Here is a 14,306-nt window from a genome sequence, read left to right on the forward strand (position 1 = left end):
CTGCCTGCCCCATGCAGACAGTACGCCAGAGCAACGTTAGCGAGCAAAAAAAACGCTGACAAGCCTTTTGCGGTCTGTCAGCGTTTTACGTTGCTTAATTTTGCTGCATGTCACTCTTTTCAGCGTCAACCAGCTCAATCCCAAGCGGATTATTCACTAATGCGATGGTTAACACGTCATCAATCCATCGTACTGGATGAATCGATAATTCTTCTTTCACATTGGCTGGAATGTCTTCCAAGTCACGCTCATTTTCTTTTGGAATCACCACCGTTTTGATCCCACCGCGCCGTGCCGCTAGCAGCTTCTCTTTCAATCCACCAATCGGAAGCACTTCGCCACGCAGCGTGATTTCGCCAGTCATCGCCACGTCGGAGCGCACTGAGTTACCCGTGAGGCTTGAGACCAAAGCTGTACACATCGCGATGCCCGCGCTGGGGCCGTCTTTCGGTGTCGCACCTTCTGGAACGTGCACATGGATGTCACGCTTTTCATAGAAGTCGCTATTAATCCCCAACTTATCGGCTCGGCTACGCACCACTGTCATGGCCGCTTGCACCGATTCTTGCATCACATCACCCAATGAGCCGGTATGTGTCAGTTTACCTTTACCAGGCATGGACTCGGTTTCAATCGTTAACAGATCACCGCCCACTTCGGTCCAAGCGAGACCGGTAACTTGACCGATACGATTTTGCTCATCGGCTTTACCATAATCGAAGCGACGCACACCCAAATAGTCGGATAGATTGTCATTGGTTACCGTGACTTGCGTTAGGTCTTTATCGAGCAAAATTTCTTTAACCGTTTTACGGCACAGCTTAGAAATTTCACGCTCTAGATTACGCACGCCCGCTTCACGAGTGTAGTAACGAATAATGCCGATAATCGCCGAGTCTTCGATAGTGATCTCGTGCGGCTTCAAACCATTCCGTGAAACTTGTTTATCGACTAAATGACGCTTGGCAATATTCAATTTTTCATCTTCGGTGTAACCCGATAGACGAATCACTTCCATCCGATCCAACAATGGGCCAGGGATATTCATCGAGTTCGATGTTGCTACAAACATTACATCAGAAAGGTCATAGTCCACTTCTAAGTAATGATCGTTGAAGGCGTTATTTTGTTCGGGATCCAACACTTCTAACAACGCAGAGGAAGGATCGCCACGCATGTCAGAGGAGACTTTATCGATCTCATCCAACAAAAATAGTGGGTTACGCACGCCAACTTTTGACATTTTCTGGATCAATTTACCGGGCAACGAACCGATGTAGGTACGACGGTGACCTCGGATTTCCGCTTCATCGCGAACCCCGCCCAGTGCCATACGGGTATATTTACGTCCCGTCGCCCGAGCGATAGATTGCCCCAAAGACGTTTTACCGACCCCCGGAGGACCGACTAAACAAAGAATCGGACCTTTTAGTTTTTTCATCCGATTTTGAACCGCAAGATACTCCAAAATCCGGTCTTTGACACGCTCAAGGCCGTAATGATCGGCATTCAATACTTCTTCAGCGCGCGCTAAATCTTTCTTCACTTTCGAGCGTTTCGCCCAAGGTACGCTGATCATCCAGTCAATATAACTGCGCACCACTGTGGCTTCGGCAGACATCGGCGACATCATTTTAAGCTTTTGCAGTTCTTGCTCGGTTTTTTCCCGTGCTTCCTGCGGCATTTTTGATTCTTCGATTTTCTGCTTCAGCGTTTCAAACTCATCCGGCGCATCGTCTAGCTCACCCAGTTCTTTCTGGATGGCCTTCATTTGCTCGTTGAGATAATACTCGCGCTGGCTTTTTTCCATCTGTTTTTTGACGCGACCACGGATCCTCTTTTCGACTTGCAGCAAGTCAATCTCAGATTCCATCATCGTCATCAGATATTCTAGACGCTCGGAAATATCTACAAGCTCAAGAACTTGTTGCTTATCTTCAAGCTTAAGCGGCATATGGGCCGCAATGGTATCGGCGAGACGGGCCGCCTCTTCAATCCCATTTAGCGACGTCAGTACTTCCGGCGGAATCTTTTTATTGAGCTTAATAAAGCCTTCAAACTGGCTGATCGCCGTCCGTACCAGAACTTCTTGCTCGCGCTCATCCAAACTTGGCGTGGTTAGATAATCAGCTTGCGCGGTGAAGAAATCTTCTTCACTAAACTGGTCAATACTTGCACGCTGCATCCCTTCGACCAGAACTTTTACCGTTCCGTCTGGAAGTTTAAGAAGCTGTAGGATGGTTGCTACCGTACCAACGGTATATAAATCTGAGATACTTGGGTCATCGGTTGCCGCATCTTTTTGCGCCACCAATAGAATCTGCTTATCGTTGTCCATCGCCGCTTCAAGGCAGCGTATCGACTTTTCCCTTCCCACAAAGAGCGGGATCACCATGTGAGGATAAACCACCACATCCCGAAGTGGCAGCACCGGAATGTCAATGCGCTCGGAACGCTCCAAGTTCATATGCTTCTCTCTTCCGTTCAATCTGATTAAGAGTATATGGGGTCTGTTGGACAGGTTTCAACGGCTCAACCGTCAGAAAATAAAAAAGGGAGTGATAACTCCCTTTTTTCTTTATCGCTGATAAAACAAGTGAAAGCGTTATTCACCGCCTGCGGCTTGATTCTCAGTGTGCTCATACATCAATAGAGGTGCGGATTCGCCTCGGATCACTGAGTCATCAATGACGACCTTGGTCACCCCTTTCATGGATGGCAGATCATACATAGTATCTAGCAGCACAGATTCCACAATCGAACGCAAACCTCGTGCACCTGTTTTGCGGGTCATCGCTTTTTTGGCGATCGCACGTAGGGCGTCATCACGGAACTCAAGCTCGACACCATCCAGCTCAAGCAGCGCACTGTATTGTTTGGTGATGGCATTTTTTGGCTCACGCAAAATCTGTACGAGTGCGTCTTCATCAAGCTCTCTAAGCACAGCGGTCACTGGCAAACGGCCGATGAACTCAGGGATCAGGCCATATTTAACCATATCTTCTGGTTCTACTTTGCCGAAGAACTCGTCGACTGACCGATCAGTCGCGCCTTTTACTTGCGCGCCAAAACCAATGCCAGAGCCGGTATCAACACGCTGCTCCACCACTTTGTCTAGTCCTGCAAACGCACCACCACAAATAAATAGAATTTTCGAGGTATCAACCTGGAGAAACTCTTGTTGTGGATGTTTACGCCCACCTTGTGGCGGGATCGATGCAACCGTTCCCTCGACCAGTTTAAGCAGGGCTTGCTGTACGCCTTCGCCAGAAACATCACGGGTAATCGATGGATTATCCGATTTACGTGACACCTTGTCGATTTCATCGATATACACGATGCCGCGCTCTGCTTTAGCGACGTCGTAGTCACACTTTTGCAGCAGCTTTTGGATGATATTTTCGACGTCTTCACCCACATAACCGGCTTCGGTTAATGTCGTTGCATCAGCCATCGTAAATGGCACATCCAAGAAGCGGGCGAGGGTTTCAGCCAGCAGTGTTTTACCACTCCCTGTGGGGCCAATCAGCAGGATATTACTCTTACCTAGCTCCACGCCCTCGGCGCTTTTATCGCCGTTTCGCAAGCGTTTGTAGTGGTTGTATACCGCAACCGAAAGCACTTTTTTGGCTTGCTCTTGGCCAATGACATAATCGTCCAGATGCTCGCGAATTTCGCTTGGCGCAGGCAAAGAATCACCTTCACGCTTCGGCATCACTTCTTTGATCTCTTCACGGATAATGTCATTACATAGGTCAACACATTCGTCACAAATGTAGACCGATGGCCCAGCAATTAACTTGCGAACTTCGTGTTGGCTCTTACCACAGAATGAGCAGTAAAGCAGCTTTCCGCTTCCACCGTCTTTTCGCTTGTCTGTCATTCGCTAACCTCTTTGGGGCACTTGCCCGTCGTTGCCTTATGTTGAGTTTACAACAAATCGGCCACTTTTTCCGACCCAACAACCATCAAGCCTTGGCTAATGAGCGAAGTTTGTCTCATTTCAACGCTCTGCGGCGAATTGGGTTTAGTCTCGTTGACTCAATACGGCGTCAACTAAGCCATAGTCCACCGCTTCTTGCGCCGCCATGAAATTATCACGGTCAGTATCGCGCTCGATCACTTCCATCGGCTGGCCAGTATGTTCAGCCAATATAGTGTTGAGACGGTGCTTCGTTTTGATCATTTCCTGCGCATGAATTTCAATATCAGACGCCTGGCCTTGGAAGCCCCCTAGCGGCTGGTGAATCATCACGCGCGAGTTTGGTAAACAATAACGCTTACCTTTGGCGCCACCCGCAAGCAGGAAAGAGCCCATCGAACAGGCTTGGCCTGTACATAAGGTGCTCACGTCCGGTTTAATAAACTGCATGGTGTCATAAATCGCCATCCCCGCAGTCACCACGCCGCCTGGTGAGTTAATATACAGATAAATGTCTTTTTCTGGGTTCTCAGATTCCAAGAACAGCATCTGCGCCACAATCAAGTTCGCCATTTGGTCTTCCACTTGCCCTGTCAGGAAGATAATGCGTTCTTTGAGTAGGCGAGAGTAAATATCGTAAGAGCGCTCACCGCGCGAGGTTTGTTCCACCACCATAGGGACAAGGGCGTCCGTAATGGGTGGCATGGCATTTCTATCTTGATGGCTCATAACGTAATATCCCTAATCGAATTTGTTATCACTCTTGCCTTAACCAAGGTTTAGCACAAAATGCTGTAACAGGTCACTAAAATCTTATATCGGTGTATGCAGCTTGATGATCCATCGAGAGTTTTTACTTAAAAACAAGGCTCTCTAACGTCGATTGGTTTCATCACCATTGCGACCAATAGATGGAAAAAATGGCCCGAATGACAAGTCATTAGGGCCATTGTAAGCAGATACGTTTACGCAGTGTCAATAAAACACAGACGTTTTTTAATCCGAATTACGCTTGCTGAGAAGCGTTCATTAGATCACTGAAACCGACTTCAGCTTCAGTAACGGTTGCTTTTGCTAATAACGCATCGATCGCTTGCTCTTCAAGCGCAACGTTACGCATATTTTCCATCAGCTTCTCGTCTTTTTCATAGTAAGCGACAACTTCTGATGGGTCTTCATACGCAGACGCCATTTCTTCGATCAGTGCTTTAACGCGCTCATCATCGGCTTTAAGCTCTTCAGACTTGATCACTTCGCCAAGCAGCAGGCCGACGCTAACACGACGCTTCGCTTGCTCTTCAAATAGCTCACGCGGTAGCTGAGAAGCGCTATCCATGTTGCCACCAAAACGTTGTGCCGCTTGCTGACGCAATGTGCCAATTTCTTGGTCAATCAAGGCTGACGGTACGTCGATTTGGTTTTGCTCAACCAGACCGTCCAGTACTTGTTCTTTTACCTTGTTTTTGATCGCTTGCTTGAGTTCGCGATCCATGTTTTTGCGTACTTCCGCTTTCAGGCCTTCAACACTGCCATCTGCAATGCCGAAGCGCTGAACGAATTCTTCTGTTAGCTCGGGTAGCTCTTGCTCTTCTACTTGATGCAGTTTAATCGCGAACTGAGCCGCTTTGCCTTTCAAGTTTTCAGCATGGTAGTCTTCAGGGAAGTTCACGTCGATGGTGAATTCTTCGCCCGCTTTTTTGCCGACAAGACCGTCTTCAAAGCCTGGGATCATGCGACCCTGACCCATTTCTAGCTGGAAGCCTTCGGCTTTGCCGCCTTCAAATTCTTCACCGTCGATGGTGCCGACGAAGTCCAGCGTCACACGGCTGTTATCTTTCGCTTCACCTTCTGCTTCTACCCAGCTCGCTTGTTGCTTGCGCAAGGTGGTGAGCATTTCTTCAACGTCGCTTTCTTGTACGTCGGCTTTTGGCTTTTCGACGCTGATCGCGTCTAGGCCTTGTAGCTCAACCTCTGGATACACTTCAAAGTCAGCTTTAAATACCAGATCTTTTCCTGCTTCGTTCTCTACAGGGGTAAAGGTTGGTGCGCCCGCTGGGTTCACTTTTTCCTGGATCATCGCTTCAATAAAGTGACGCTGCATCACTTCGCCCAGCACGTCTTGACGCACGGTATCACCGTACATACGTGACACCATTTTCAATGGCGCTTTACCTTTACGGAAACCATCAAAACGACGATTCTTAGCGATATTGCGTAGCTCTTTAGTGACTGCATCATCGATATTGGCAGCAGGCACTGTGATGGTCATTTGGCGCTTAAGGCCTTCGGTGGTTTCAACGGTAACTTGCATTATAAATTTAACCTCAAATTTACTCAGGGGTACTGAGTGATGTTTACCAGTTTGACTGGTGGCATCATCCGAGCTATGAGTCCGTCATAGCCCCTGCGAATCCGGATACACGCAATTGGCGTATCGAGCTATCTCATCCGAGACTGAAAATTAAGACGCGCTATTATAGCGGCACCCGTCAACTGAGTCGAGACAAGGGGCAACCGATGGCGTTTCAATATCGAAATTGGGGTGATATCTCACAATTCAACCGCGTAAGATCACAGATTTTACTGTTTTATGCGCGATTGATTATTTTCAGAGCACTCAGACAAGGCAAATACGGGGAGACGCATAAAAATGGCGCGCCCTACAGGATTCGAACCTGTGACCCACGGCTTAGAAGGCCGTTGCTCTATCCAACTGAGCTAAGGGCGCAATAACGATATGCAGCGTGGATTATAAAGCGACGTCAGGTCCCGTCAACGCTTTTCCCTAAAATGTTGACCTAGTTGCTCAAAACCGCGCCATTTTATTGTCAATCACCGCCTATCGCTTTTTTTGGGCCACTTTGCCAACCTAATGACGCGAAGGGCTAGACAATGACGCGATATTCTCTCTCAATAGGATATCTGGAATATTCCGTTATCAAAGCCAAGGCAAACGTTTGCGCAATAGCTTTTAGCCACGATTTTTGTCACAATACTGACGAATATTGCTTTAGCCAAAGGATAGTTATGGCCGCACAATTGATTGATGGAAAGCTGATCGCGCAAACGGTGCGTCGTGAGGTCGCTGCACGCGTCGCCGCCCGCACAGAGGCAGGTCGCCGCGCACCTGGTTTAGCCGTTATTTTGGTCGGATCGGACCCTGCATCACAAGTTTACGTGGGGAGTAAACGCCGAGTCTGTGACGAAGTCGGATTTGTATCACGCTCCTATGACCTCCCAGCCTCTTGCTCACAGCATGAGCTCCTCTCGTTGATTGACACTTTGAATGACGATGACTGCATTGATGGTATTCTCGTTCAACTGCCGTTGCCGGCGGGGATTGATGCCACGTCCGTATTGGAACGAATCCGCCCAGATAAAGATGTAGATGGTTTTCATCCTTTTAATGTGGGCCGCTTGTGCCAACGTATGCCGACACTACGCTCGTGCACGCCGAAAGGAATTATTACTCTTCTCGATCGTTATAATGTACCGCTACGTGGTAAACATGCTGTGGTTGTGGGAGCATCCAATATTGTCGGTCGCCCGATGACGTTGGAGCTGTTGCTCGCCGGCTGCACCACCACCACCTGCCATCGATTTACCCAAGATTTAGAAACGCATGTTCGACAAGCCGATGTGCTCGTGGTTGCGGTCGGTAAACCTAAGTTCATCCCTGGCGATTGGATAAAACCCGGGGCAATCGTGATTGATGTGGGCATCAACCGCATGGATGACGGTAAATTAATCGGGGATATTGAGTACGATGTCGCGTATGAAAGAGCCAGTCATATCACCCCTGTACCTGGCGGGGTCGGCCCTATGACAGTCGCCACCTTGATTGAAAACACACTCATGGCGTGCGAGCAGTATCACGACGTTGGCTAGCATCACAAGGTGGCGAAGTCAATTTGATTAGCTTTCACACATTGATTTCGCCCATCTTTTTTGGCCTGATACAACGACCTATCGGCACGCTGTATAAGCGTATCGATACTAGCATCTGCATGCACCATACCAATACTAATGGTGATAGAAAACGCCTTATCATAAGGTTCCCATGTCGTATTAGCCAATTCTTCACGCATCGCTTCAAGCCGTCGCTCAAACCCTTGCTCATCATTGCCATAGAGAACACAAAATTCCTCGCCGCCAAAACGTGCGACTATGCCTTCAGGGAAATATCGTTTCATCATTTTGGCTAACTCGATTAATGCAATATCACCAATGTGATGGCCGAACTGATCATTGATTTTTTTAAAGTGGTCTACATCAATCAAGGCCAAGTTGCGAGGTCCTTTCTGAGATCGTGTATGGGGATGCTCGAAAAAATACCGCCGATTCCATACCTGCGTTAGATAGTCAATATTCGCCATGTTGAACAAACGACGTTCAGTGTCCAGCGCGTTGAGCGTACTGTGTAGGCGGCAATAAAACTCTTCTTGATTGAATGGCTTGGTCAAAAAGTCGTTCGCACCTGCTTTTAAAAACCGCGCGGTCAAACTTGCATCTTCTTCACCAGATAAGCCTATAATTGCTAACTGGCCATCGGTTTTCAGTTTACGTAATGCTTTGACAACACTGACACCGTCCATTTCAGGCATCGTATAGTCTGTGATTACTAATGAAATCCGATTATCACGCCTAATCATCGCCAACGCCTCTTGGCCGTTTTGCGCTTCGAGTACATTTAAGTACTGTCGCTCTAGCAAGCTACGCACATAACGACGAGCCGTAAGGGAGTCATCAACTACTAACACATGATGCTGATTATTCTTTTCCAATCGACTTAACAAAGGCGCGATCGAAGAAACACAAGATGGGCTGTCTTTGGGAATATAGTCGATCACGGTTTTTGCCAACACACGTTCACGGGTGCGAGCATCCATCATAGCGGTGAGTACTATTACCTTAATATCAAGGGAGAGACAAACATCAATGATTTCGCCATCTTGGCCATCCGGCAGACAATAGTCTAGGATGGCACACAGGAAGTCAGTATCTTGATTAAGAATCGTCTCCGCTTGAGCAATTGAGCTGGCAATGTAGGGAATGTAGCCGGCCTTCCGGATCTCAGCTTCGAGTAACCGCCTAAAAGGTCGGCTATCTTCCACGACCAAGACTTTATGTTCCATGATCAAAGCACCACGTTTAAAGTAAATTTTGCGCAACTGACACACACCAGAGTCGGACAGCACTGTAGGATAAACGGGGATATCACCGAAAAGCTCAAAGTTGCGTAAAAGTCTCACCACTGAGACAGATATCCTAAAAATATAACGCTAACCCTTACTTCTATGCCTAGAGATCAGAAAAATTGTCTTTTTTTCTCCACCAGTTCGATAGTTCTCTCAGCTAAGTCCACTAGGTGTTTTCTTGTTTTCGCTAACTATTTATTGATTATAGCCGTAATACGCGTAAGTCGCTTAGCATGACGCTTTTATATCTGAGTTATTGATCCGTAATTCTGTTTGTTGGTTGAGTATTTTGATTAAAAGGATACAGCGTTTTTCGCCGTCTTTTTCTTTAAAAATCGCTTCAGCACCGGCAAATTGGCCACTCTCAACGGTTACTTTTTGACCAGGCTTGAAGCCTTGATACAGTAATTCTCGTTGCTCATCACTGTCTTCCATCATCATCAAGTGTTGAATTAATTGAATATCGACGTGGATCGGCTTCGCACCTTGGCGAACAAAATCAACAACGCCACGTGTAGAGCGAACAGACGTGTATTGAACCGATTCAGGATCAAAACAAGCAAAGATGTAATTCGGAAAGAGCGGTTCTTCAACTTGCCGGTATTTGCCTCGACGCAACTTTTCGACTGTGACTATCGGGTAGTAACAGTCCACGCCTTGCCGCTTCAAGTTTTGTTCCGCACGTTGTTGTTCCGTGCGTTTACAATAAAGTAAATACCAATGTTTCATGCCGATCTGTCCCTGATATCTATCGAAGGTAAGGTAACAACCCATCCAGAGCGACGTGAGTATACGGATGTAAATCATCACCAGCAAGCAGAGCGGGACGTGCATCGCTTGAACTGGTGATATGGAGATGACGGGACACCACAATCATTGATGGCCTATATTAGGCAATCTTTTGAATATCAACGCTAAAGCTATTCAGGCCGACTTCGTTTAAAGACACACGCGCATCGCCTGATTGCATATCCACAGTTTGGAATTCACTGCTAAAGGCATCGCGACCTAGCCAATGCTCACTACGAACTAATTTCGTGGTTCCGCTACTATCAATCGTGGCTTTTAAACCTGCTGGCAGAATATCAAGTTGGCTATCAACCATGTTTAAGACACCAAACATGGCACGGACCGGTGATGTATAAGCCGATGCACGAATCGCATCTTCAATCCGTTTTACCAGCGTCAGGAATCCGCGTTCATTCACATCACTTGAGCGGACAAAATCATTAAAAAAGGCCCGAATCATCAAAGTCGTTGCCGTCCCATCTTCTTCAGCTGACGCTGAGTCAACTACATAGAACGCCATTTTCCCGCCGAGCAGCCAAGCATAATCGAGCACAATAGGGTTGGCGTCTGCCGATTGCAGCGAGTGATATGACAAACGCCACGCGCCTTGTTGTGAGTCTGGATCAGGCATCAACCCCATCAGCAACTCTCGCGCACTGCCAGGATTATGACGTAGCGCATCAAGGTGCCATTTTAGTTCGCTTTCTGAGGCGCCTTTGTCCGCATCTTCACTCACTTTAAACCACTGTTGACTAAAGTCATCACTGGCATGCACATCATCGTTGGCATCATCAATCACCGCTTCAATGGCTTTTTTAACCGATTTGATGTCTTCAATGGGCTTGAGTAAAAAATCCTTTACTCCAAAGCGAAGCGCCTGGGCAACGTCGGCCATGCCTCCGGTACCTGAAATCACAATCATGGGCAGCATCGGGTATTCGAGGCTCACTTCCTCAACGAACTCAAGCCCCGTCATGACCGGCATGGAAAGATCGCTGATCAGTAAATCAGGGATGGATTGCCTCAATGCTTGTAGCCCTTCTAGCCCATTTTCTACTTCACGGACCGTCGCACCTTCTCTTTCAAGAAACGAGGCAATCATTCGACTAAAGACGGGATCATCTTCAACAATTAAAATATCTTTACTGTGCAACACGACGCTCTCCTCCCTGACTGCAAAGCAGCGGCTGTTTTAAATCGCTCTGTACTAATCGTAGCTGAACTCAGACACCCCGTGCCTGCTTATGATATTTAATTTGATAGCGAACAATAAACAGCTGTTTAAAATAACAATTTTATCAATATAAACTCACATGCATCTTAACGTACAACAAGGAGTACGATAAAAAACACTTAAAAATCAGCAACACTCCAGAGTACGCCACTCTGTATTAAAAGTGAGATGTTCAATAATTAATACATGACAATCATCACATAATGCATATTTTCCTCGCTTTATTTCCGAGCGACTTCGCCCTTTGCCTCGTGAGGAAGGTTGTTATAGCGCACAAAACTTGCCAATTATGATGTCAAGAGCTATTCGTTAGGTAAGGAAAGAAGATTTGGGCATCTGTCTTCGCACAGCCGAGCTAGCCGTTACCCAGCTGTCGTGCGCCGACCATTGCACCTTTGTTTATATTTAGGGAATAACGAGCGGGGTTACTATGATTTTAGGTCACTTAGTCGGGTTATATACCCATCCCAAAAAAGAATGGAAAACAATTGGCGAACGACACGAGGGCGTTTCAAGTAGCATCGGACATGCGCTATTGTTAGCGTTGATCCCACCTGTGTGTGCCTACTACGCGAGTGTCAATATCGGCTGGCAAATCGGCGCGGGAGAGCCCATTTTCATGACGCCACAAAGCGCGCTTTTTATTGCCAGTGCTATGTATTTAGCGTTACTCGGTGGGGTTGCTGCCCTTGCCTACCTAACCTTGTGGATGAGTCGAACATTTGGCTCTGCGCCTAACTATACGCAATGCCTTGAGCTGGCCGCTTACACGGCGACGCCGATTTTTATGGTCGGGCTTGCAACGCTCTATCCGGTGGTATGGTTTGTCATGATTGTCGGCTTGATCGGTGTCGCTTATTCCGTTTATCTGCTGTATACCGGCGTGCCGATACTCATGGAGATCCCTGAAGAGCGCGGTTTTATTTATGCAAGCTCCGTCGTCACCTGCGGCTTAGTCCTGTTGGTCGCTATCCTTGCCGCCTCCGTGATTCTGTGGAATGTCGGCATGGGGCCTGTTTTCACACACTAAGACCTTCTCTCGCTAAAAAGACAAATACGCCGCGATAATCTCGCGGCGTATTTATTTAATCTTCGTTATGTATCTCTAAGTTCGCAAGCTCTTGTTGCTGCTCTCGTACAGTTTTAGCATCATCACTACGTAAGCTTTGTAAATACTCGAGGTACGCCTGATCCACATCTTGGGTGACATATTCGCCACTAAACACCGATGTTTCGAAGCGCTCAATCGCTGGGTTGGCCTCACCAACAGCGGCGACGAGATCAGGCAGATCTTGATAAACCAAGCCATCGGCACCAATTAATTGGCCAATTTCATCCACTTCGCGACCATGAGCAATCAACTCGTTGGCGCTCGGCATATCAATGCCATAGACATTGGGGAAGCGCACTTCGGGGGCCGCGGAGGCCATATAAACTTCTTTGGCGCCTGCTTCACGTGCCATCTCGATGATCTGCTCTGAGGTTGTGCCTCGCACGATCGAATCATCGACCAAGAGTACGCGCTTGTCTTTAAACTCTGAACGGATGGCATTGAGTTTACGACGTACGGATTTTCGACGCATCTGCTGCCCCGGCATAATAAACGTACGACCTACATAGCGATTTTTAACAAAGCCTTGGCGGTAGGGTTTACCTAGCACTTGCGCAATTTCTAACGCGATATCACAAGATGTCTCAGGGATAGGAATGACGACATCAATATCCACGTCTTCCCACTCGCGCTGAATTTTAGCGCCAAGCTTTTGACCCATACGAATACGGGCCCCATAAACAGACACTTTATCGATAAATGAGTCGGGACGAGAAAAGTAAACGAACTCAAAGATGCAAGGGTTAAGACTCGGTGAGTCCGCACACTGACAGGTATGAAGTTGTCCCTCTAAGGTGATATAAACCGCCTCTCCGGGTGAGACATCACGCACGAAATCGAAACCCACGGCATCCAATGCAACGGTTTCAGACGCAACCATATACTCGGTACCTGTTTGCGTATCGCGCTTCCCTAAACAAAGCGGGCGAATGCCTTTAGGATCACGAAAAGCGATAACGCCATGCCCAATCACCATTGCCACAACGGCATAAGCGCCGGAGACTTGTCGATGGACCGCTTTCACCGCGGTAAACATATCATCAACAGTAAGAGGATGAGAAGTCGCAGTCGACAGTTGATGGGCAAGGACATTGAGGAGAATTTCAGAGTCAGACGTTGTATTAAGGTGACGACGATCTTTTTCAAATAAAGATTGGCGCAACGCCTCAGCATTGGTCAAGTTACCATTGTGGGCGAGAGTAATCCCATACGGCGAGTTGACATAGAAAGGCTGTGCTTCTGATGCACTAGAGCTGCCCGCTGTTGGATACCTTACATGCCCTATTCCAACCTGGCCTTGCAAGCGCTGCATATGCTTCAGTTGGAACACATCCTGGACTAACCCATTGGCTTTTCGAAGCCGGAAACGATTGTCATCGATAGTGACAATGCCGGCTGCATCTTGTCCTCGATGTTGAAGCACAGTCAGTGCATCGTAAATGGACTGATTGACCGGAGTGTTACCAACGATTCCAACAATACCACACATGTCAGCGATTCCTTGTTACGCGAATATCAGCCTAAGATCCTGCGATCTCAGGTAAGAAACTGGAACTGTTCTCGAGATAGTGGAAGAACCATTCGATCACTACCGCAAAGTTAGGAATAAGTTGCGATTGTCCCCACGCTTGGTTGTTGGCGACCGATGTAAAGGCATCGAGAAAGAAAAGCACCGCCGCGATGATTAACACGCCGCGCACACTGCCAAACACCATACCAAGCACTCTATCCGTGCCAGACAATCCCGTTTTTTCTACTAACTGGGCAATCACATAATTGACTACTGCGCCGACCAATAAGGTGGCAATAAACAACAAGGCGATGGCACTACCATTACGGATAACCGCATCTTGGATATTGGTCAAATACACCGCTAGCTGCGTGTAGAATTGGCTGGCAATAAAAAATGCCCCAAACCAAATCACTAATGACAAGGCTTCTTTTACAAAGCCTCGAATCACGCTCACTAACGCCGAAAAACCAATGACGCCAATAATAAGATAATCAATCCAATTCATCGTATTCACTTGCTCGAGACGTGCGCATTCTAAC

Annotated in this window: 11 protein-coding genes and 1 tRNA gene; 2 read left to right on the forward strand and 10 right to left on the reverse strand. The window is 47.5% G+C overall.

All coding sequences use genetic code 11. The features are described from left to right. Positions 1-94 precede the first annotated feature (94 nt). The 5 genes from lon to BZG81_RS03440 all read right to left on the reverse strand — a co-directional run bounded on the left by lon (position 95) and on the right by BZG81_RS03440 (position 6,650). A complete protein-coding gene (gene lon / locus BZG81_RS03420; RefSeq protein ID WP_077676737.1) occupies positions 95-2,467 on the reverse strand; it encodes an endopeptidase La in 2,373 nt (790 codons plus the stop codon). A gap of 138 nt (positions 2,468-2,605) precedes the next feature. Continuing rightward, positions 2,606-3,883, reverse strand: a complete 1,278-nt coding sequence (gene clpX, locus BZG81_RS03425) for an ATP-dependent protease ATP-binding subunit ClpX (protein ID WP_021022249.1) — start codon at positions 3,881-3,883, stop codon at positions 2,606-2,608. A gap of 144 nt (positions 3,884-4,027) precedes the next feature. Then, a complete protein-coding gene (gene clpP, locus BZG81_RS03430; protein ID WP_021022248.1) occupies positions 4,028-4,651 on the reverse strand; it encodes an ATP-dependent Clp endopeptidase proteolytic subunit ClpP in 624 nt (207 codons plus the stop codon). Positions 4,652-4,928: 277 nt separating this feature from the next. Continuing rightward, entirely contained in the window at positions 4,929-6,233 is a 1,305-nt protein-coding gene (gene tig / locus BZG81_RS03435; RefSeq protein WP_077460344.1) for a trigger factor, read from the reverse strand. Positions 6,234-6,573: 340 nt separating this feature from the next. Then, positions 6,574-6,650 (reverse strand) — tRNA-Arg (locus BZG81_RS03440). 299 nt (positions 6,651-6,949) lie between these two features. Between BZG81_RS03440 and folD the strand changes: the two genes are divergently transcribed. Continuing rightward, positions 6,950-7,810: a bifunctional methylenetetrahydrofolate dehydrogenase/methenyltetrahydrofolate cyclohydrolase FolD gene (gene folD, locus BZG81_RS03445; RefSeq protein ID WP_077460343.1), complete on the forward strand. Its 861-nt coding sequence runs from the start codon at positions 6,950-6,952 to the stop codon at positions 7,808-7,810. Positions 7,811-7,812: 2 nt separating this feature from the next. On the opposite strand, the gene BZG81_RS03450 is transcribed toward folD, so the two are convergent. From BZG81_RS03450 to BZG81_RS03460, 3 genes are all read right to left on the reverse strand, one after another. Next, positions 7,813-9,057 (reverse strand): response regulator, encoded by a 1,245-nt coding sequence (locus BZG81_RS03450; RefSeq protein WP_077676750.1) that lies wholly within the window; start codon positions 9,055-9,057, stop codon positions 7,813-7,815. A 291-nt stretch (positions 9,058-9,348) separates the two neighbouring features. Then, positions 9,349-9,849 (reverse strand): transcription/translation regulatory transformer protein RfaH, encoded by a 501-nt coding sequence (rfaH, locus tag BZG81_RS03455; RefSeq protein ID WP_077646337.1) that lies wholly within the window; start codon positions 9,847-9,849, stop codon positions 9,349-9,351. A gap of 160 nt (positions 9,850-10,009) precedes the next feature. Further along, positions 10,010-11,065 (reverse strand): response regulator, encoded by a 1,056-nt coding sequence (locus BZG81_RS03460; RefSeq protein WP_077576277.1) that lies wholly within the window; start codon positions 11,063-11,065, stop codon positions 10,010-10,012. Between the two features lie 508 nt (positions 11,066-11,573). On the opposite strand from BZG81_RS03460, the gene BZG81_RS03465 reads away from it, so the two are divergent. After that, positions 11,574-12,173, forward strand: coding sequence for a Yip1 family protein (locus BZG81_RS03465; RefSeq protein WP_077460340.1), 600 nt, complete (start codon positions 11,574-11,576; stop codon positions 12,171-12,173). Between the two features lie 55 nt (positions 12,174-12,228). Here the strand turns inward: BZG81_RS03465 and purF are convergent, their stop codons facing one another. Both purF and BZG81_RS03475 read right to left on the reverse strand, forming a co-directional pair. Further along, positions 12,229-13,743, reverse strand: a complete 1,515-nt coding sequence (gene purF / locus BZG81_RS03470; protein WP_077576276.1) for an amidophosphoribosyltransferase — start codon at positions 13,741-13,743, stop codon at positions 12,229-12,231. 31 nt (positions 13,744-13,774) lie between these two features. Next, complete coding sequence (locus tag BZG81_RS03475) at positions 13,775-14,272, reverse strand: CvpA family protein (RefSeq protein ID WP_021022877.1); 498 nt, start codon at positions 14,270-14,272, stop codon at positions 13,775-13,777. Positions 14,273-14,306: the final 34 nt, after the last annotated feature.

Source organism: Salinivibrio sp. MA607 (assembly GCF_001996245.1).
GTDB lineage: Bacteria > Pseudomonadota > Gammaproteobacteria > Enterobacterales > Vibrionaceae > Salinivibrio > Salinivibrio costicola.

Bases quoted from the DNA above. Each gene is read 5' to 3' on its own strand.
- clpX (WP_021022249.1), bottom strand. From the start codon at position 3,883: ATGACAGACAAGCGAAAAGACGGTGGAAGCGGAAAGCTGCTTTACTGC.
- tig (WP_077460344.1), bottom strand. From the start codon at position 6,233: ATGCAAGTTACCGTTGAAACCACCGAAGGCCTTAAGCGCCAAATGACC.
- BZG81_RS03475 (WP_021022877.1), bottom strand. From the start codon at position 14,272: ATGAATTGGATTGATTATCTTATTATTGGCGTCATTGGTTTTTCGGCG.
- BZG81_RS03465 (WP_077460340.1), top strand. From the start codon at position 11,574: ATGATTTTAGGTCACTTAGTCGGGTTATATACCCATCCCAAAAAAGAA.
- lon (WP_077676737.1), bottom strand. From the start codon at position 2,467: ATGAACTTGGAGCGTTCCGAGCGCATTGACATTCCGGTGCTGCCACTT.
- BZG81_RS03450 (WP_077676750.1), bottom strand. From the start codon at position 9,057: ATGGAACATAAAGTCTTGGTCGTGGAAGATAGCCGACCTTTTAGGCGG.
- purF (WP_077576276.1), bottom strand. From the start codon at position 13,743: ATGTGTGGTATTGTTGGAATCGTTGGTAACACTCCGGTCAATCAGTCC.
- clpP (WP_021022248.1), bottom strand. From the start codon at position 4,651: ATGAGCCATCAAGATAGAAATGCCATGCCACCCATTACGGACGCCCTT.
- rfaH (WP_077646337.1), bottom strand. From the start codon at position 9,849: ATGAAACATTGGTATTTACTTTATTGTAAACGCACGGAACAACAACGT.
- folD (WP_077460343.1), top strand. From the start codon at position 6,950: ATGGCCGCACAATTGATTGATGGAAAGCTGATCGCGCAAACGGTGCGT.